Raw genomic sequence first — 19955 nt, forward strand, 5'->3', positions numbered from 1 at the left:
TCGTGGCCCGAATGATCCCTCCTACCATCCCGGCTTCCTGCCCCAGCCCTGGTGAAACCGACATATTCGCCAAGCTCAAAGAGGAAGAGGCTACACGGGACTGGATCATTCTCCACTCGCTAGACATTGCACAGCACCTGCGCCAGGTGTCTGGCGAGGCTGATTTTGTTATCATCGTGCCTTCGCTCGGCGTACTCTGCCTCGAAGTGAAGGCCTGTCATTCATTTGAACGAAGGGATGGACTCTGGTTTTACGGCCATAATCCCAAGGGCGATCCGCGCGGCCCTTTTAAGCAAGCCGCTGAGGCAATGCACAGCCTCCGGCAGCAAGTTATTCACAGCGACACATCGCTTTCCCGCGTTCCCTTCTGGTCGGCCGTTGCATTCCCATTCATCGAGTTCAAGGCTACTTCCTGCGAGTGGCACCCATGGCAAGTGATTGATTCGCCCCGTTACAGACGGCAGCAGTTTGCTGAGCTTATCATCGGCATCCTGCGCCGTGCTAGGAGGCATCTGAGTTCGCAGCCGACGGCTAAATGGTTTCGCGACAGTGATCGCTTACCAGACATCCAGCAATCTGCCGCGATTGCCAGAATCCTGCGGCCTAATTTCGAATTCGCTGAGAAGGCGTGTGACCGACGAACGCGCAAGCAGTTGGAAATCCTACGATACACCGAAGAACAATTCTTAGCGCTTGACACGATGGAGGATAACCCCCGCGTACTCTTCACCGGGCCGGCTGGGACGGGGAAGACTGTCCTCGCATTAGAAACTGCGCGCCGAGCTGCAAGTAGTGGGAAAAGCGTTCTGCTCGTTTGCTTCAACCGCCTGCTCGGGCGGTGGCTGTCGGAACATCCCCTCACACGTAGCGGCCAGATCACAGCCAGAAGGCTGCACCAATACATGGCTGGGATCGCCGACATCAAGGTGCCGGATAGAACTGATGATTCGTTCTGGAAAGTCGAATTGCCGGATGCGGCCGTTGGCAAGCTGCTTGACGGGCACCGGGACGCCGGGCAGTTCGACATGGTTATTGCCGACGAAATGCAGGACTTGCTTCACCCTCCGTATCTCGACGTGCTGGACTTGGTCCTCAAAGGTGGGCTTTCCGGAGGCTCGTGGCGCATGTTCGGTGACTTCGAGCGGCAGATGCTCTACGGGCAAGACCGCGACCAGGTCGAGGAATTAATTCGCAAACGGTGTGGTACTTTTGCCAGGGGGGCACTCCGCGTGAATTGCCGGAACACTCCCCGCGTTGCAACGCTGTCGCACCTCCTGGGTCGCCTCACACCGAACTACTCACGCATCCTCCGGCCCGATGACCACATCGAGCCGGTAATCAGTTATTACGCCACGCCATCCCAGCAACGCAAAGAACTCGGCAATACCCTAGGACGCCTTTTCAAAGAGTCCTACAGCGGCGATGACATCGTTGTCCTTTCGCCGAAAGCCGGGACGCGTTGCGTAGCGGCCAATATCACTGACAGGCAGTGGTCCGATCAACTTGCCACCTTTGAGGCCGCTTCAGCAGGACAGATTCGCTATACCACCATTCAGAGTTTCAAGGGTCTTGAGTCTCCGGCCATCGTCGTCACCGACATCGAACATGTCGATAGTGACATGTTTTCGTCGCTCTTCTACGTTGCCTCAACACGGGCGTTGGAGAGGCTCTGCATCATCGTGCACGAGACGGCCAAGCCCGGCATCATCCAATCGCTGCTCGGCAGTAAACAAACTTAAAAGGGGAGCTGCCGGTGCCAAATATTGCGAATCGTGATGCTGTGCTGCGGGCGCTCCGGGAGGAACTCGTCGGGCCGTGCCCTCTCGGGCAGGAAATCGACTGCACACAGGACATCCATCTTGGGGACGCTGAGGCCGCCTACAGGCCGTACCGACAATTCGGTTCCGGTGAGGAGATTCTCCAGCGGGATTCCCCCACGAAGCGCTACGGTGTCGGTGTTTTATTTCCCATGGAAACCCCGGTCCCACCCGACGAGCTTGATGCCCAGCTTCCTCCTCCTGATGAAGAATCCGCCCCCCCACCGCCTGAGAATGCCAGGGGGATGCTTGCCTCTTCTGCCGTGCATGACTGCGATGCGATCGCGGCACGCGCCGCGTACAGCCTCCCGGAAGCCGATTCGGATGACTTCGATCTATCAAGCGCTAATACGTACAAGCCCAGCAGCATGGCTGTGAGTCTGCTGGTGCGCTTGCCGGAAGGGGCGGCGCTGATCGCCACAGCCACTGGTGGGCGGTATCGTCAAATATCCGTTGCTCTCCCCCGCCCGCGCGGCCGGGAGGAGCGACAAGAAGAGCGTGAAACCGGAGAAGCGGCTACTCGTGAGTTCTATGAGCGCGGATGGTGGCTCCGTTCACCGGTCAGGCTAGAAAGCCGTTTCCACCGTGCAGATTTCCCCGCCTCCAACGCCTACGTCAACGCCAGCGAACCAGTGCGGGAGAATGTTGAGAATCTCGACGTGCGGATTGAAGTCTTTGCCAGGCCGTTCCTGTCCCGGTCGGATGAGTTCCTCATTACGGTGTGCCTAGTAAATCGCCAGCCTGCCGAGGGCCGCATGGATTCGCAATCCCTGTTCCAGTCCCGGATTGAGGTCCGGCTGGAACCGGGCTCTTCAGGAACCATCCTGCCGTACCCGACGGCGGATCCGCTGGACAGCGAAGAACGTTCGCAGGAATTGCTGTACCGCGACAAGCTCACATTCGCGGTGGGTCACGGATGCTCGGCAGACTGGACAAGCAGCTCCACGACTTCAGCCGATATTGTTTCGGCTGAATGCCTGCCGGTATACGAGACACCGAGCACCACGCCGGACATCCGCACACGTAGCGGCCAGCCGCTTGTCGCTTCCATGCGGTTGTTGTCCGGGACTGACCCTGTTTCCGATGGCACAGAACAGCTTGAGGCCATTGTCAGTGAGTACGAGGCGTGGATTGCGGTGCAGCGAGGCCTCATTCCCGGCCTCCGCGCACGGTTGAGGGAGACAGCCGAAGGCCACATGGAACAATGCGCCGAAGCTGCCCGGCGTATGCGCGATGGCCTGTCGCTGTTGGCATGCAACCCACTAGTCCGGCGTGCTTTCCAACTTGCCAACCTCGCAATGGTCACGCAGCAAGTGAGGTCCAGACGCGAGGCCCGCACAGCGGCATTCGACCACGACACTTCGATGATGCTGTTCTCCGAGCCGTATGAGGCCCTCGACCTGCATTCAGAACGAGCGCGGGGAAGCCAATGGAGAGCTTTCCAGATTGCGTTCATCCTCGCTTCCTTGCGGTCAACGGCTGACGCGGACAACGTCGATCGCGAACGCGTCGAGCTTATCTGGTTTCCTACCGGCGGAGGTAAGACCGAAGCCTATCTTGGGCTAGCCGCGTTCAGCATCTTCTTACGCAGGTTACGTAACCCTGAGGATACCGGCGTACAAACACTGATGAGGTACACGCTCCGCTTACTCACTGCGCAGCAGTTCCAGCGTGCCTCGCGGCTAATTTGCGCAATGGAGTACGTCCGTCGAGAACATGCCGACGAACTGGGTGCGGCGGAAATCTCCGCTGGTATCTGGTTAGGTGGTTCCACAACACCGAACACAAGAGAAGAAGCACGCTCTGTTCTTCGTAGCCTCCAACATGGCGATGGGAGGGAACAGAACAAGTTTGTTTTGGATCGTTGCCCGTGGTGTGGGGCCGAAATGGGGCCGGTTAACCTCACCACTGGCCGCAGGCGCGGCCGCCGGAGTGGCGTCCCCCGCGTCATTGGTTATGAACGCCGCAACAACACGGTTGTCTACGCCTGCCCCGACCAGCGCTGCGCATTCCACGGGTTGCTCCCGCTGTATGTCATCGACGAGGACATCTACGAGACTCGACCGGCCCTTGTCATAGGCACGGTGGATAAGTTTGCCATGCTTGCGTGGAAGCCGCAGGCACGCTCACTGTTCGGCATCGCCGAAGATGGGACACGAGCCTACTCGCCGCCTGGCCTGATAATCCAAGATGAATTGCACCTCATTTCCGGCCCGCTGGGATCGATGGTTGGTCTCTACGAACCGATCATCGAAGAGCTGTGTACCGACCGGCGGGGACAGCAGGCAGCAAAGCCGAAGATCGTCAGTTCGACGGCAACGATTCGCAGCTACGCCGAACAGGTCCGGGGCCTCTACGCGCGGGATCACACAAGCCTGTTCCCACCGCCCGGTCTGGACGCCGACGACTCGTTCTTCGCAAGAGTTGCACGGCGGCCCGATGGCACTCTTGAGCGTGGGCGCATCTACGTCGGTGTCCATGCTCCCGGCCTCGGGTCGCTCCAGACGGTACAGGTGCGTACGTTCTCAGCCCTGCTCCAGGCTCCGCAACCGATGGCGGCAGCCGACCGTGATCCGTGGTGGACGCTACTGCTGTTTTTCAATAGCTTACGCGAACTTGGGACAACCCTTACCCTGTTCCAGTCCGACATCCCGGATTTGCTCCGTGGCGCGCTCAGACAGCGGCTCGGCATTGGTTTCCAGGACGTCCGGCAACTCAAGAAGATACTCGAACTGACCGGTCGTCTGCCGGGTGACGAAGTGCCAAGGGCTATTTCCGCGCTCGAAATCCCCACTATCTCGCAGCATGGGCAAGCTGTCGACGTTTGCCTGGCATCCAACATCATCGAGGTTGGCGTCGATATTGACCGACTCTCACTGATGGCCGTTGTCGGCCAGCCGAAAACAACTTCGCAATACATTCAGGTGACAGGGCGTGTAGGCCGCAAGTCAGATCGACCCGGTTTAGTGGTGACGATTTACTCCGCATCGAAGCCCCGCGACCGCTCCCACTTCGAGAAGTTCCGAAGCTACCATGAGCGGCTGTACGCGCAGGTGGAACCGACGAGCGTGACGCCATTCTCACGGCCTGCACTCGACCGGGCCGCCCACGCCGTTATCGCAAGCTATGTGCGGCAACTTGGCGATTCCGATCAGGCCCAAAGCCCGTACCCGTTCCCCTCAGCGCTGGTCGCACGCGTTTCGCACATACTCACCCAGCGGGCTTCAATCGTTGATCCCGAAGAACTCGCTGCGCTTCACCGGATCATCCAGCGGCGCGGTGAAGAATGGCAACGTTGGCAGCGGCTGAAATGGGATGGTGCCATCCATGCCGAGGACATGCCCCTCATGCGGTCGGCCGGTACGTATGTGACGCCGGACAATGCGCGCGTTTCGTGGGCGACGCCGCAGTCCTTGCGCAACGTGGACGCTGAGTGCCAGGTTGAGATCACTCAGCTCTACATGCTCGAAGAAGAGGAGGTCGGCGATGCCTAGAGGACCTGTGCGACGCGGCCAACTCATTTCTCCATTCGGCCCCGGAGCGATGATGATCCTGCCTGATGGCGTCTCCGTCATCTGCGGCGGGCTTGATCACTGGTTTAAGCACGAATCCGGCGGCACCGAGAGCATTGACCTGCGGGAATTTCAGGTCGATGAATGGCGGCTTGCCTCACGGCTCAACGTCAATCATTTCTACCTCCCCCCTGACCACAGGCGAGTGCGCCGCCCTGCGCCGCCGACCAACGGCTACCTCACGGTTCCTTTCCTGCGATTCCCGCAGTGGCACTACTGCACTCGGTGCGGGTTGATGCGCAAAGTGCCTTTGGTGACGAAGGGACGAATTAAATGCGCGGAATGTGAAGAACGAGGCTGGACAAGATACATTGTCCAAGTTCCCTTCGTCGCAATGTGCGATGCGGGACACATTCAGGATTTTCCGTGGGTCGAATGGGTCTATGAGACTGCAAATCCTCCTCAGGACCCGCCGAAGATGCGGCTCGTTTCGACCGGCGGTATGACACTGGCAGGACAGAAGGTAAAGGTGGACGGCGGCCCCGAGCGGACACTTGCCGGCATCACAAATGCGAGCCCCGACGGCAACGAGACAGACTTAAGCCGTCTGCTTGACAGCAGCAGGGAGCCGTACTTGTGCTCCGGCCATCGCCCGTGGCTCGGTACCGAGGATGGTGAAGGCTGCGGTAGGCCGCTGAGGGGTACGCTTCGCAGCGCAGCCAACGTCTATTTCGCGCAGGTTCACAACTCCATCTACCTGCCCCGCAGTGAAGATGCAACGGTAGCAGAAGTCATTTCGTTGCTGGAGCAACCTCCAATCAGTACGTTCATCGGCATCTTGCGGGGCGCAGGTGTAGTTCCCACGTCAGCAAACTTGCGCGCACAGTTTCGCGAATTGGTAGATGGCTATACCAACCAGCAGATTGAGCAAGGCATTTCCACGGTGTGCGGCGATGAAGGGGAACAACAGCGGCAGCCAACGGCGGGTGATGATGCCGAAACGGGATACCGGCGACAAGAGTACGACACGCTGGTTGCCTCCGTAGACTTCGACCAACTCGTGCTGAGGGCCGCCAATCTCGAGCGATATGATCCGAACTTCTCTCGTTTTTTCTCGCATGTCACGCTCGTCCATAAACTGCGCGAAACGAGGGTACTAACCGGTTTCACGCGGGTCTTTGCCGACACCGACCGTGATCAAGCCAGCCAACAGGGTATGCTCCGGCTTAACCCGCCAGACGAGATGTGGCTGCCAGCCTACATGGTATTCGGTGAAGGGATTTTCTTGACTCTCAACGAGCAGCTCTTGAGGCAGTGGGAAGCATTACCGGACATCCAAAACCGTGTGGCCCCTCTTGTTGAAAGATACCTGGATCTCCGGCAAGCACGGCATCTTCGCGATCGGCACATTGGTGCTCGGTATATTCTGCTGCATACGCTCGCGCATTTGCTCATCAATCGCCTCACTTATGACTGCGGCTACAGTTCGGCTGCGCTTAGGGAGCGTCTTTACGTTTCGGAGAATCCAGCCGCCCCAATGGCGGGCGTCCTGATTTACACGGCTGCAGGCGATGCCGAAGGCACGCTTGGCGGACTGGTACGCATGGGCAAACCTGGACGGCTGGAACCGCTTCTTTTTCGCACGCTCACAGGGGCGCAGTGGTGTTCTGCCGATCCTGTTTGCATGGAGATGGGCAAGAGCGGCGGCCAAGGGCCGGATTCCATGAATCTTGCCGCCTGCCACGGTTGCTGCCTCGTACCGGAGACGGCATGCGAGGAATTTAACCGGCTTCTGGACAGGGGTCTCGTTATCGGCTCCTTCGACAACCCCACCGCCGGATATTTCAGTCAAGCCGCTGAGGGTTAAATAGCAACGCCAATCATATCCTTTTTGAAGTTCTTCTGTGAATTCCGGGAAGAGAAAGTAAGTGAGACAATGGAAATTCCATCGTCATCTCTATGATTAAGAGGCCAGCCGAGGTTACAGAAAAAACACCGTTGTCTGGATCAGAGATTTCCCGACTTCTTGGCGACTAGGAAGGGTATCGTATCGGAATCGTCCAGCGTTTCGAGGTTGGCGAAATGGATCTCCAGTCGAAGTCTGGATAGCGCTTCAGCCACTCTAGCGAAGAAGGGTACGGTTAACCCAGGAACAAAAAGCACGACTACGAGAAAAGGTTGATCCGCAATCTGCCGCTTTTGGATGCAGCTGAACATCTAGGGGGCCTTGCCATCCCGTACCCCTTTGTTTTTATTAATAGAAATCGGCTTGATTGGTGAGGCAAAATGATATACGTTTTGCCACCGTAGCAAACGGAGGCCGGGCGTGAGAACTAATACCATTCTGATTCGTTTAGACGGCAAAGAGAAAGTCCTGCTTGAGGATGCCGCGAGTTCTGAGGGGCTGCCAGTTTCTTCTTGGGCGCGAAAAACGCTTTTGGAGCAAGTAGCTTCAGATCAAAAAAATAAAAGAACATGTACTTTTAACGCAGCAATTCAGCAACCGAACGATTCCTATGGCGGAGAGTTGTTAAGTTTGTTTTGTGGACCAGGCGGCCTGGACCTTGGATTTGAATACTGCGGCTTCAAAACAATACTTGCCATAGACATTGACAAGGACTGTGTCAATACTTTTAATGCAAACAGAACAACACATGTTGCTCATACGTGCGACATCAGGACACTTGACCTTGATAAACTTGACAACCTTGCTGGAAAACAAGTCTCTCCTGTTGGAGTCATAGGTGGGCCGCCATGTCAGAGCTTTAGCTACTCGAACGTTCATCAAAAAATTGACGACCCTAGGCACTACTTGCCCATGGCATATGCAGAACTGTTGAGCAAACTAAACAAGAGAAAGCCTATAAGTTTTTTCGTGTTTGAAAATGTGCTGGGCCTACTTGGCTCAAGACATGCTTCTAAATACAGTACATTTAAACAAATGTTTGAAGAAGCTGGCTTTGAACTATTTGAACAGCGCCTTGACTCAAAAGATTTTGGCGTCGCACAATCTAGGCCAAGACTAATAATAGTTGGGATCAATCGAGAACTTCATCCCGAATGCGAATGGATTCCACCTGAAGCCTTGAATACCAAGATAACAGTGAGAGATGTGATGTTTGGCCTGGATGAGCCAATTTTCAACTCTTCGAGGCTTGACTCTTCTGTGATTCCTGTTCACCCTAACCATATATGTATGGTTCCACGTTCACAAAAGTTTTTAAACGGCATCACGAAGCCTGGGACAGTAAAAGGGCGTTGCTTTCGAGTGCTCTCATGGGACGAGCCTAGCTGGACAGTCGCATATGGCAACCGAGAAGTCCATGTCCACCCTAATGGAAATAGGCGACTTAGCATGTATGAAGCAATGAAACTGCAGTCATTTCCTGACTGGTATCAACTCGTAGGGAATCTGAGTGCTCAGGTTAGGCTTGTAAGCGAGGCTGTCCCTCCAAGACTCTCTTGCTATGTTGCTGATTCAATTCGTGCAAGTTTAGGAATTTAAATGGCAGATGTGTTTGGCCCTCTCGAGCGATCCCTGATTATGTCTAGGATCCGATCGAAAAACACCAAGCCGGAACTAATTATTCGTCGTGCCTTGCACAGGCGTGGCTATAGATTTACTTTGCATAGTAAGGCGTTGCCAGGGCACCCGGACATTGTTCTTCCTAAATATAAAACTGCTATTCAAGTACGTGGTTGTTTTTGGCATGGACACAGTTGCAGTGACGGACATATCCCTAAATCGAATACTCAATACTGGAGTGAAAAAATTAAAAACACCATCGCCCGTGACAACAGAAACGACAAATTACTCGTGTCAATGGGCTGGAATTTGTTAATTATATGGGAATGTTCATGCCTGTCACATGAAAAGCTTAGTCAAGAGGTAGATCGAATCGATTCTTTCTTGAAATCACTGCAGGCTCAACAAGTGAAATCTAGAGGGAAGACCAATTAGAGAGCGAAGATATTACTATTTCTGCCGGTCGCTCAAGATGCCGTTCAACCGCGCCAACAAGGATTCCAAATTCTCGTGTATAGCGCTCAAGCGCTGCAAGTGCTGTGTTGATTCCTGTTGTTGAGCACTCAGGCGGGCGACCTGCTGCTGGAGCTGTTGCAAGGTGTTCGCATGGTTTCCCAGGGTATGCTGTTGATCGGTTAGGATTGTTCCCTGGGTTTTCTGTGCCTGGCGTAATTCCTGTTCCAGAGTGGCTAAAGTGTCCGTGAGGAGACGTTCGATTTCTGTCATGAATTACTCCAGTTTCACAGCTTGCTGCTTGCCCACGGTCCATCCTGTCTTGGGCGTCGTCTTCGGCGGCAGGACGATGAACCGCCCTTCCTGGTTCTCCAGGAGCTTCAAGCCCCAGGTTCGGTCCCTCAATTGTGAGACGGTTATTTCCAAGGCTGCTTTGTCTTCTCGCAGATCGTGAATCTCGGCGTGTAAAGCCGTTGCCTTGCTCTGGAGCATGTTCAGCAGTCTCCAGCCACCCAAGGCGGCTCCCATCAGGAGGGCCAAGCCCAAGAGAAGAGCTTGCAGCCATCTCCTGCCGAAGGTCCAGCTCAGGGCCTGGCAGCGCGAGGCTATGCTCGCTTCCAATCGTCCAAGCGCGTCCTGGATAGCGGCTTCGGTTGTACTGAGCGCGGCGGTCGATGATTGCCGCAAGCTCTCGCTCAAGGCGTCGAACTGTTGCCGGGTCAGGACTTCGAGTTCCTGCCGGTCCTGTTCGGCCTTGGACCTCATGCGCTCCGCCAGGGATACCAGCGAGCTTCCAGTGTTCGGCATATATCCCTCCCTTGAGGCGGAGCTTCTCGCCGCTTACGGAGTCTTTGACGGTGATGTAATCCTTGCCTGCCCTGCTGATTTCCAGGTCCGCCTCTTTCAAGACCGTGAGAACGTCAGCGCGACTTGCGACCTGGCCCTCCTCGATCTTCATGACCAGGTAGGCGTGGATGGCGTCTTTGGCTTCAGCGCGTTCATCCTTACTGGGCGTTTTGCCCCAGCGGATCAGGCGAGCCCTGCGCAAATCCGCGTGCTCTGGTGTGTGCAGGCGGGCGCGGGCTGGATCATCCGGCCTGGCCCAGCCTTCGCGATGATTGTGCAGGTCGCGGAACACATCGAAGTGTTTTTGCCAGCCAGGCGGGCAGGGATTGAACGATTTGCCGCTCGACAGCTCCACGCGCGGGATGACGAAATGCAGTTCATGGTGACGCGCATGGCGATGCCGCACCCAGAGCACGTTCCGCTGGTCCGGCTCCAGTCCGGCGAAGGCCACGGCCTCGAAGTCGTCCATGACACGCATTTCCTGCTCGGGCGTCACGCGCTCGTCCGGGTGCCAGGACAACACCCCCGCCGTGAACTTCCATTTGGTGTCCAGCGAGTCGATCAGAGCCCTCGTCAGCTCCGGATCACCCCGCAGCACCTCGGGCGGGTGTTTATCGCGGTCCGGGTAGTCCGGGCGCACAAGATAGTGTGTCGGCCCATCGCCCCCACCCTGGCCATGCGGGAAGACTTTCATGTACATGGCGTCTCCGAAGAGGGTTTTACTCCAAGGGGAGAGAAGAGGCCTGCCGGTCATTGCATACCGCGCCTGCGGAGCACTTGAGCGCCCTTTCGATGCTGAGGAGGGCGGCCAGCACCCGGAGTGCCTCTGCCCGACTTTTGTACGTATTGACCCACCGGGCCAGCTGATTCAGGTTGGCCCCGATCCGGGCAAGCTGGCGAATGTGCTCTTTCTCCAGCGGCGTCTGGCGAAGGCGGTAGTCCATGGCGCGCTGGCGGATGAAGTCCGTCACGGTCTGCCCCTGGGCTTTCGCCTTGGCCGTGATCGCATCCTTCTCCGTGGGGGCGACGCGCAACTTGATCCAGGCCGTGCGGCTTTCAGATTTCTCTTTCATGGCGTCAACTGCATTCCGGCCTTTCGCCTCTGGCAGGGTTCGAAGGGCGGCACGCCCTCGCCAGCCCCGGCAGGGGGCACCGCGTCAGCGTGTGCCCACAACGGGTAGGCTGGCTCTCCACGATACCGCCGATGAGCCCGGGCACGCTTGGACAACTCCACCCGGGCGAAACAAGCGAAAAAAGCGAAATAAGTCTCATGCGCCGCTACCGCTTTGATCGCTTTCTTCGCTTTTTTCGCTTAATTCGCGTAGCGTGATGATGATCCGTGGACGGCCTCCGTTCTTCTGTTTCGTGACGCTGATGCGCTGTTGGGCCTCCAGTTGTTGCAGAAGCGGCTGGAGACGTTCGCGGGACACATGCCTGCTCAAGACTGCGCTGAGTTCGGTCGACGAGAGTGGGCCGCTCTTCAGGGCTTCCAGGACCTTCTCCTCCAGCGGATCGATTGCTCGTTCCCCGAAGATGTACAGGGCGGACTCCTGGGCGTAGCGCCACATGGCGAGGGCTGCGTGCAGGTGAGCGTCCGCCACCTGACCTTGGCCGTCCAACAGGGCGTAGACGAGCGCCAGACGGAGCGTCTGGGCCTCGGCACGGTTGATGATGCTCCCGGCCAGGCCCATGTGTTCCTGGGAGAGTTCCGGGTAAATCAGTTCCCAAAGCTCAAGGGCCTTGCCTGTCATGGTCATGGTTCCGCATTTCTGAGCCAGGCCCACGAGCCGCCAGAGTTCACGCTGCAAGGGTGCAAGCTCCTGGTCTGGCATCCGGGATGGCAAAGCCACCAACTTGGAGCGCCGGGCGCATATCCAGAGGAATCGGTTGCCGAAGCCGTTCACGGCCTGCACCTCGCCCAGGCACACGGCAAGTTCCTGCATGGTGATGTGGGTGATGATGCTGATGTGCGCTCCCCGCACCACCACGGGATTGTTTTTGGTTAGCGGCGCATAGTCGCCGGAATCCCAGAAACAACGGATGCCCATGGAAAGCGTGTTGCCCTCGCGCTTGGTGCAGGCCAGGCCGCTGGCAAACTCCTCGTCCATGATGACGAGTCGTTTGTCGTCCGCCTCCCGGACGGGCTCGGTTGGGTTCTGACGCTGCCGCCGATCGCGTTCATCATCGCTCTCGTCGCGCACATGGTTGGCTAACCCTTCGCCTGTGGAAAGCGGGCCGCCGCTCTCCCGGGCTGGCGATGGCACTCCCCATGCTTTTAGATCGGCAGGCTGGCAGTGCTCCCGCCCAAACAGCTTGGTGACTGGATGTCGGGACGTACCCTTGCGCGCCTTGCTGGAATTGCCGCAGATCACGGCGAAGAGGCGCGGAGGGTGGATGGTCTCGCCCACGTAGATGTGAGGTCCCAGGTTGGTCGTGTGGCCATACACCTCCGCGCCAAAGCGTACTAACGCGGTGATGCACACCGCCGCCGGATCGGCTTCGCTGTCGCGTGTTGCCAGCCGCACGAATTCCCCCAGAATGCCCGGGCAAGCGTCAAACGAGAACCGAGGCCATTCCTTGAGGTTGAGGTTGACCAAATCATCCGGAGCTGCCTCTTGATGCGAACAAGGGAGCGAGCGCACAGCGGACCTGCCGCTCATTTCCCACCCCTGGCCCTCTGTTCCGTTTTTGTCGGCCTGCCGCGACGCCTGACAGGGGGCACAGAGTGACCTCCTTCGACGTTCGCCTTGATGTCGGCCTGGGCGGCCTTGGCATCGATCCACGCATCAACGGCTTCCACCAGCCAAGCCAGGCGGCGGCCCAACTTCATGGGGGGAGGAACCGCGTCATACTGCTTTCGGGCGAGATGCCCATGGACCGCCGCGATGCTTTTGCCCAGGATGGTGGACAGCTCTTCGATGTTGTAAAAACGTTGGGTGACCATGGATACTCCTCATTTGTTGTGAAGCGAATGAATGAGGAGGCATAAACGCACGTCGTTGAATTTTGTCAAGTTGCGGAAATAATTTCCGATCCAACATGTGCCAATATGATTCGGCATGGACCAACGTGGTCCAATATGATTCAGCTTGCAGCACCATGTCCCAATATAACTCCATGTAGACTCGTTGCATCGTATCAAATTGCCTGATTGTTTCACAACACGGCAACTGGGCTCGAAAAAATGTGAGAAATATTGGTCGGCGAGGGTGGCATTGAATCTGGCAGCTTTGCTTGCCAGGCTCATCTGCCCGGAGGTAAGGAGGGGTTTCGGGAAGCAGGTCTCGGGGATGCGGGAGCTATCGCCCTGGGAGTTCATCCGCATGTCAGCAGCTGCGGGGTGTCCGGTTTATCGGGGCAACTCCAGTGGAAGCTTTGCAGGGGGCGCGTCTCATCCGGTAAATCGGCCCAGGGCGGACGGTCAGATTGAAGCGTTTTTTTGCTCCAAATTTGCTCCACTCGGACTGAAAAACCGTGATTTTTCGTGAAAACTCATGAACACTCAACCACCTGATAATACTTGATTGTTCGTGGTAAGTATTGGATAAGATTGAACGATTTCAGCAACTTAAAATCCCTTGATCCGTGAGGGTCGTGCCGGTTCGAGTCCGGCCTCGGGCACCAAGTTTGAGTAACTTACGCGATAAACAGGCCGATTTTCCAAGGCGGAAAGTCGGCTTGTTTGATTTTTTGTTCCAATTTTGCTCCGCCTTCTGCCGCAGGGCACAAGGGCCTTCAGGAGCTGGCGAGGTATACGCACCTGCGGACTGCGCGGTTGGCGGACAGGCTGGCAGGGATGAGGAGTGGTTAAGGTATAAAACGTGCATTGGAGCTATCTGATGACGTGCTATGTCTGGGGTTGATGTAATTGTTTTTTGGTTTTTAGTTAATTTTCGAAAACAACAGTTGATATATTCGTCATGCATCCTGATGGCTCGTGGAGTGCTTGCCTGTCACATTAGTTTGCTATACATTGCTTTTGGGGGTGAGCCTTCTGATTTGATATTTGGCATGGAGTAGGTCTGATGCGGCACGCCATACTTATTCTCGATGATGAGGAGCGCATCTGCGAGACCCTTGCAGACTATCTCGTGGATATGGGGCATCATGTTGTCTCGTGCAGGGATGGGGCCGCAGCTCTTGAGGAATTGCGCGCGAACAATTTTACTTTGGCAATTGTCGACCTTCGCCTGCCAAGTATCGACGGGAATACGTTCATCAAACAAGCAAGCCTTTTAAGGCCGGAACTGCGCTATATCATCCATACTGGCTCCCTCGAATACGCAAACGGCAATATGGGGCAGGAACTCGTGGGTGGCCGGGTAATGGCCGTGCTCAGCAAACCCGTGGAGAGGATGCAGGTTTTTTCGGATATTCTCGATCTCATAGGCCGAGCGGAATGAGCGATCCTGCCTCGATAAGCATCCTGATCATCGAGGACGAGCCCATGTTGAGACTCACCCTGGGCGACCACTTGCGCGACCGGGGCTTTGAGGTGTTGGAGGCCGACAACGGCCAGACCGGACTCGACCTTTTCCGGAGCCGGCGTCCCGCCCTCATCACGCTGGATTTGCGCATGGCCCCCATGGACGGACACGCAGTTCTCGCCGCAATCCGCCAGGAAGACCTCGACGTCCCGGTAATCATTGTTTCCGGCCAGGGGCAGATGGACGACGTCATCAGGGCCCTGCGTGCCGGTGCCTTCGATTATCTGCAGAAGCCTGTCTCTGATATGGCCATCCTGGACCACGCTGTGGATCGCGCCTTGGAGCGAAGCGCACTCAAGCGCGGCAACGCCATGCTTTCGCGTTCCTTTCTGGCCGAAGGGCCGCGGCGGCCGGAGGATTTCGCGCAGATACTCACTGCGAGCACGCGCATGCGCGACATATTTCGCTACTGCGAGGCCGTGGCTCAAAGTTCGGAGCCGGTGCTCATCACCGGGGAGACAGGTGTAGGCAAAGAACTGCTGGCCCGGGCCCTGCACCGCTCCAGTCGCTGCAGCGGACCCTTTGTGGCAGTTAACTTGGCCGGGTTGGACGACCAAGCCTTCTCGGACACGCTTTTCGGCCATGTGCGGGGAGCCTTCACCGGGGCCGACCGGCCTCGCGAGGGACTCTTGCAGAAGGCCGCCGGGGGAACCATTTTTTTAGACGAGGTGGGCGACTTGGGCCAGCAGGCACAGATACGCTTGCTGCGTGTGCTCCAAGAGCGCGAATACCATCCCCTCGGCAGCGACTGCCTCCATCCTCTGCGGGCACGCATCCTGGCAGCCACCAACCGACGGCTCGCAGTGCTGCGCGGTGATCCGGATTTCCGTAGCGACTTCTTTTACCGACTAGCCACACATACCGTGGACCTGCCCCCTCTGCGGGAACGGCTCGAGGACATCCCGCTGTTGCTTCGACATTTCCTGGTCCAGGCCTGTACCCATCTGGGGCGGCCTGTGCCGGACTGTCAGCCCCGCCTGCTTGTTCAGCTAAAGGCCTACCCATTCCCCGGAAACGTTCGCGAGCTGAAGGCCATGGCCCACGACGCCCTTAGCCGCAGCACCGATGGCTCCCTCGGGCCGGAGGCCTTTCCCGCCCTTGCCGCCCTGCCTGAACCAGAACTCCAGTATGTCACCTGCAAAACTCCATTCGCCGAACTGCCCGTCCTGCCCAGTCTCCGTGCCGCTGCAGACGCCCTGGTGGCCGAGGCCATGCGCCGCGCCGGGGGCGTGCAGAAGGCTGCAGCCGCTCTCCTGGGTATAAGTCCCCAGGCTTTGAGCGAACGTTTGAAGCGCGGCTGAACGATCCGATCAAGTTTTCCTGATTGTCTCAAGATTTCTTGATTGCACGTTAAGTCCCTGTTTCTATTCACTGTACCCACCATTGCCCGGCATCCCGCCCAATAAACCCGTTGCGGTCTCCTTTTGCGTCGCCCGGACTTGCGAGCAAAACGTTATTTAAACACCTTACTTTAAACAATAAAGCCATGCTGGCACGGCTCTTGACTACTTCGGGGTGAGACTGCCACCCAAGGAGGGTCCGGCATGGCGAAGATTCTGTGCATCGACGACGAGCCACTTTTGCGCCTGATCACCAGCGACTATCTGGGAGACATGGGGCACGAAGTGCTGGAGGCCTCCAGCGGGACAGAAGGGCTGGCGCTGTTCCGGAGGCATCGGCCAGACATTGTGCTCTCGGACCTGCGCATGCCCGACGGGGATGGTTTCCTTGTCGTGACGCACTTGGCCGAAGAGGCACCGGAGACTCCAGTTGTCATCATCTCCGGCACCGGCACTCTGGACGATGCCGTGAGGACCATGCGCCTGGGAGCCTGGGATTACCTGTCCAAGCCTCTCAAGGACATGCCTCTCCTGGGGCAGACGGTGGAGAGGATGCTCGACAAGGCCCGGGAACGCCGGAACGCCAGCCAGTATCTGCTGCGTCTGGAGAGCAGGGTTCACGAGTTGGAGCGTGAACTGCAAAGCTGGTCCAGTAACCACCAGGACACGGTGCAGCGCCTGGAGGCGACGCTCAAAACGAGTATCAGTTCTCTGAACCTCGCCCTGCGTGAGAAGGATCCCTACACGGCCGGACACAACGAGCGCGTTGCCCGCATTTCCGTGGACATCGGCATCGCAATGGGCCTGGGGGAGCAGGAGCAGGAGGTGCTCATGCTGGCAGGACTTCTGCACGACATCGGCAAAATCGGCGTCTCCGAGACAATCCTGAACAAGCGTAGCGCTTTGAGTTCCGACGAATTCGAGGAGATTCGCAGCCACGTCACCTGCGGCTATCGCATCCTGTGCAACATCCCCTTCGACGGCCCTGTGCCCGACGTGGTTCTGCAGCACCACGAGCGTTACGACGGCACGGGCTATCCCAAAGGGCTGGCAGGCGAGGGCATCCTCCTGGAAGCACGCATCCTCGCCGTGGCCGATGTCTACGAAGCTCTCTGTTCCGATCGTCCCTACCGGGCTGGGCTGGGCCCCGTCGATGCCGCCAGCCACATCCTCAAGAACGCAGGCACTCATTTCTGCCCGAAATGCGTCGACGCATTCAGGAAGATCATTTTAAAGCAACAGCCCTGAAGGAAAAGAACATGAATCCACAACACGTCGCACTCCAGTTCAGCCTATTTGCCAACGGCGACAATCTGACTCTCCGTCTGGCAGGCAGGGCTGAGCATCGGTCCGGGTTCATCTCCTTCGGCGCAAAGGGAACCCGCATGGGGCGGGGCACCCATGCGGAGAATCTGCTCCGCTTCGTCGAGCGCTGCCTGCTGGGTCTGGTCTTTGTCATGGACGGCCAGAACCCCGGCCATGCCTCCTGCATCTTAGACAGGAGTATCGGCCACGAGGCCGGGAAGGAGGCCGCATGAACGTCGAAGCAAACATCAGCGGCACCACGGATTCCCTGCTCCAACTCGTCACATTCAAGGTGGCTGAGGAGGAATATGGAGTGGACATCCTCTCCGTGCAGGAGATCATCCGCCATACGGGCCTGACTAAGGTGCCCAGCACACCGGTCTTTGTGGAGGGCATTTTGAACCTGCGCGGCAAGGTCATCCCCATCATCGACATGCGCAAACGCTTCGGCCTCGCTCCCAAGGACCCGGACACGCAGACGCGAATTGTGGTTTTCGCCCTGGAGAACGGGGTCATTGGCTGCCAGGTGGATTCCGTGTCCGAGGTGCTGAGGCTGCCCGCCAGTATGGTCGATGTGCCCCCGGCCGTGATTTCCGGGGTGGACTCAAAGTTCATCCGTGGGGTGGGACGACTGGGGGCGGAGCGAGACGGCCGCTTGCTCATGCTGCTCGACTCCGGTCAGATGCTGACTGTGGAAGAGATGGACGCATTCCGCAAACAACCATCAATCCATCAATAGCAGGAATAGGTTGCGCCGGGCATGAGGGTCGGTGCATCAACAATACATCAGCCAGAGGAGGCCACCATGAACATCCTGCGTAACCTGAAGCTCCGCACTAAATTAATCGTAAGTTTTTTTGTCGTCTCGCTGCTCACTCTCGTAGTAGGCACTTATGGCAGCATGGAGATGCACCAGATGGATGACAACGGCACTAGGCTCTACGAACAGAATATGGTGCCCCTGGGGCAGATAGCCTCGGTCGCCGTCAACATGCAGCGCATCCGTGCAAACGCCATGGAGGCTGTGAACGCGAAAGACATGGCGGCGTTCAATGGATATGTGGACAGGATAAAGCAGTTCCGGGCGGCCATTGGCGAAAGCTTGTCCAAGTTCGAAGCAACCCTGAGCAGCGATGATGAGCGCTTCTTGTATAAGAAATTGCTGGAACATCGTCATGGGTACATCACAGTTCTCGACAAGGTTATTGCAATAGCGACTGCGGGGAAAATGGACGAAGCCGCAGAGTTGCTTGCGACCGATGGGCGCGCCAGTGCCCGCGAATATCAGGAGAGCATTGATGCGCTCATGAAGGAGAACGAGAAGCAAGGCAGGCTGATCGCCGAAGGCAACACCGCCAGCGCCCACAGAGCTACGAACATGATGCTGGTCATCATGGCCCTGTCCTTCATCGTCTCCATCGGCCTCGGGCTTATGCTTACATCCAGCGTCACCGCCCAACTTGGCGAGGATCCTGGCTATTTGGGAGATGTGGCGGGCAAGATCGCCAGCGGCGACCTGGACGTGGCCTTCCGCGCCCAGAAGCGCCAGGGCGGAGTTTACGCAGTCATGCAGGACATGGTGAAGACCATGAAAGCCAAGATCGCCGAAGCCGAACAGAAGACCGCAGACGCCGCAGAGCAGGCCCGGCTGGCGCAGATCGCCACGGACGAGGCCAATGAGGCCAAGACCAGGGCGGAACGGGCCAAGGCCGAAGGCATGATCCAGGCAGCCGGTCAACTTGAGGATGTCGTGGAGATCGTCTCCTCCGCGTCCGAGGAACTTTCCGCCCAGGTGGAGCAGTCCAGCCGTGGCGCAGAAGAGCAGGCTCGCAGGGTTGCCGAAACGGCTACCGCCGTTGAAGAGATGAACTCCACCGTTCTCGAGGTGGCCAGGAATGCGGCTCAGGCGGCGGAAAGCGCCGACACCGCCCGCAAGGAGGCCGAAGGCGGCGGGCTCATCGTCAGGAACGTCATCGCCAGCATCGGGCAGGTGAGCAGCTCCGCGGGCGCCATGTCCATGAGTTTGGGCGAACTGGGCAGGCAGGCCGAGGACATCGGGCGCATCATGACCGTCATTTCGGACATTGCCGACCAGACCAACCTGCTAGCCTTGAACGCCGCCATCGAGGCAGCGCGGGCCGGCGAGGCCGGACGCGGGTTCGCGGTCGTGGCCGACGAGGTGCGCAAACTCGCCGAAAAGACCATGACTGCCACGCGAGAGGTTGGCGAAGCCATCAACGCGATTCAGCACGGCACGCGTAGCAGCGTCGAAGCCATGGGGCAGGCGGCCGCCGTCGTGCAGGATAGCTCGTCGCTTGCAGCCAAGGCGGGGCAAGCCCTTTCGCGGATCGTCGACATCGTTCAGTCGACCTCGGATCAGGTTCGGTCCATCGCCACGGCATCGGAACAACAGTCGTCCGCAAGCGAGGAGATAAGTCACAGCATCGAGGACGTGAACCGGATCGCCTCGGAAACCTCCAACGCCATGCGCCAATCCTCCCAAGCGGTCGGGGAACTCGCCAACCAGGCCCAGGTGCTCAAGCGGCTCATCGACCAGATGAAGAACGAAGGGGTCGAGGGGGCTTCCCTGCCGGGCGCCACGCCCATGGCGGGAGCGTTGCCCCGTTTGGCCCGCGGCGCCTGATATGGCGCAGCCCACGATGGACGCC

Annotated in this window: 16 protein-coding genes and 1 pseudogene; 11 read left to right on the plus strand and 6 right to left on the minus strand. The window is 57.9% G+C overall.

Going from position 1 to position 19955, the window contains the following annotated elements:
• The first annotated feature begins 11 nt into the window (after positions 1-11).
• The 5 genes from ACZ5V4_RS13820 (at position 12) to ACZ5V4_RS13840 (ending at position 9290) form a co-directional block, all read left to right on the plus strand.
• Positions 12-1739, plus strand: a complete 1728-nt coding sequence (locus ACZ5V4_RS13820) for a nuclease-related domain-containing DEAD/DEAH box helicase (protein WP_464317835.1) — start codon at positions 12-14, stop codon at positions 1737-1739.
• 323 nt (positions 1740-2062) lie between these two features.
• Positions 2063-5311: a helicase-related protein gene (locus ACZ5V4_RS13825; RefSeq protein ID WP_464315445.1), complete on the plus strand. Its 3249-nt coding sequence runs from the start codon at positions 2063-2065 to the stop codon at positions 5309-5311.
• Positions 5304-7196: a DrmB family protein gene (gene drmB, locus ACZ5V4_RS13830; protein WP_464315446.1), complete on the plus strand. Its 1893-nt coding sequence runs from the start codon at positions 5304-5306 to the stop codon at positions 7194-7196. The genes ACZ5V4_RS13825 and drmB overlap by 8 nt, the downstream gene beginning before the upstream one ends.
• Before the next feature lie 459 nt (positions 7197-7655).
• Positions 7656-8834 carry a DNA (cytosine-5-)-methyltransferase gene (gene dcm / locus ACZ5V4_RS13835; protein WP_464315447.1) on the plus strand — a complete coding sequence of 393 codons (1179 nt, stop codon included), beginning with the start codon at positions 7656-7658 and terminating at the stop codon, positions 8832-8834.
• Positions 8835-9290: a very short patch repair endonuclease gene (locus ACZ5V4_RS13840; RefSeq protein WP_464315448.1), complete on the plus strand. Its 456-nt coding sequence runs from the start codon at positions 8835-8837 to the stop codon at positions 9288-9290. It abuts the gene before it with no gap.
• A 15-nt stretch (positions 9291-9305) separates the two neighbouring features.
• Here the strand turns inward: ACZ5V4_RS13840 and ACZ5V4_RS13845 are convergent, their stop codons facing one another.
• The 6 genes and pseudogenes from ACZ5V4_RS13845 to ACZ5V4_RS13870 all read right to left on the minus strand — a co-directional run bounded on the left by ACZ5V4_RS13845 (position 9306) and on the right by ACZ5V4_RS13870 (position 13098).
• Complete coding sequence (locus ACZ5V4_RS13845) at positions 9306-9581, minus strand: hypothetical protein (RefSeq protein WP_464315449.1); 276 nt, start codon at positions 9579-9581, stop codon at positions 9306-9308.
• Positions 9582-9584: 3 nt separating this feature from the next.
• Positions 9585-10073, minus strand: a complete 489-nt coding sequence (locus tag ACZ5V4_RS13850) for a hypothetical protein (protein WP_464315450.1) — start codon at positions 10071-10073, stop codon at positions 9585-9587.
• Between the two features lie 436 nt (positions 10074-10509).
• Positions 10510-10908, minus strand: a pseudogene (locus ACZ5V4_RS13855) (hypothetical protein); the annotation flags it as partial.
• A complete protein-coding gene (locus ACZ5V4_RS13860) occupies positions 10874-11227 on the minus strand; it encodes a plasmid mobilization protein (RefSeq protein WP_464315451.1) in 354 nt (117 codons plus the stop codon). The pseudogene ACZ5V4_RS13855 and the gene ACZ5V4_RS13860, both read right to left, overlap by 35 nt.
• Before the next feature lie 195 nt (positions 11228-11422).
• On the minus strand, positions 11423-12814 hold the full coding sequence (locus ACZ5V4_RS13865; RefSeq protein WP_464315452.1) for a hypothetical protein: 1392 nt from the start codon (positions 12812-12814) through the stop codon (positions 11423-11425).
• Positions 12811-13098: a helix-turn-helix transcriptional regulator gene (locus tag ACZ5V4_RS13870; protein WP_464315453.1), complete on the minus strand. Its 288-nt coding sequence runs from the start codon at positions 13096-13098 to the stop codon at positions 12811-12813. The genes ACZ5V4_RS13865 and ACZ5V4_RS13870 overlap by 4 nt, the downstream gene beginning before the upstream one ends.
• Positions 13099-14179: 1081 nt before the next feature.
• Between ACZ5V4_RS13870 and ACZ5V4_RS13875 the strand changes: the two genes are divergently transcribed.
• The 6 genes from ACZ5V4_RS13875 to ACZ5V4_RS13900 all read left to right on the plus strand — a co-directional run bounded on the left by ACZ5V4_RS13875 (position 14180) and on the right by ACZ5V4_RS13900 (position 19930).
• Positions 14180-14557: a response regulator gene (locus ACZ5V4_RS13875; RefSeq protein WP_464315454.1), complete on the plus strand. Its 378-nt coding sequence runs from the start codon at positions 14180-14182 to the stop codon at positions 14555-14557.
• Positions 14554-15942, plus strand: coding sequence for a sigma-54-dependent transcriptional regulator (locus tag ACZ5V4_RS13880; RefSeq protein WP_464315455.1), 1389 nt, complete (start codon positions 14554-14556; stop codon positions 15940-15942). Before ACZ5V4_RS13875 ends, ACZ5V4_RS13880 begins: the two co-directional genes overlap by 4 nt.
• A gap of 243 nt (positions 15943-16185) precedes the next feature.
• A complete protein-coding gene (locus tag ACZ5V4_RS13885) occupies positions 16186-17229 on the plus strand; it encodes an HD domain-containing phosphohydrolase (RefSeq protein WP_464315456.1) in 1044 nt (347 codons plus the stop codon).
• An 11-nt stretch (positions 17230-17240) separates the two neighbouring features.
• Positions 17241-17519: a hypothetical protein gene (locus ACZ5V4_RS13890; protein WP_464315457.1), complete on the plus strand. Its 279-nt coding sequence runs from the start codon at positions 17241-17243 to the stop codon at positions 17517-17519.
• Positions 17516-18025 carry a chemotaxis protein CheW gene (locus ACZ5V4_RS13895; protein WP_464315458.1) on the plus strand — a complete coding sequence of 170 codons (510 nt, stop codon included), beginning with the start codon at positions 17516-17518 and terminating at the stop codon, positions 18023-18025. Before ACZ5V4_RS13890 ends, ACZ5V4_RS13895 begins: the two co-directional genes overlap by 4 nt.
• Positions 18026-18091: 66 nt before the next feature.
• Positions 18092-19930, plus strand: a complete 1839-nt coding sequence (locus ACZ5V4_RS13900; RefSeq protein WP_464315459.1) for a methyl-accepting chemotaxis protein — start codon at positions 18092-18094, stop codon at positions 19928-19930.
• The last annotated feature ends 25 nt before the right edge of the window (positions 19931-19955 follow it).

This window comes from Fundidesulfovibrio sp. YSD1 (assembly GCF_055397115.1).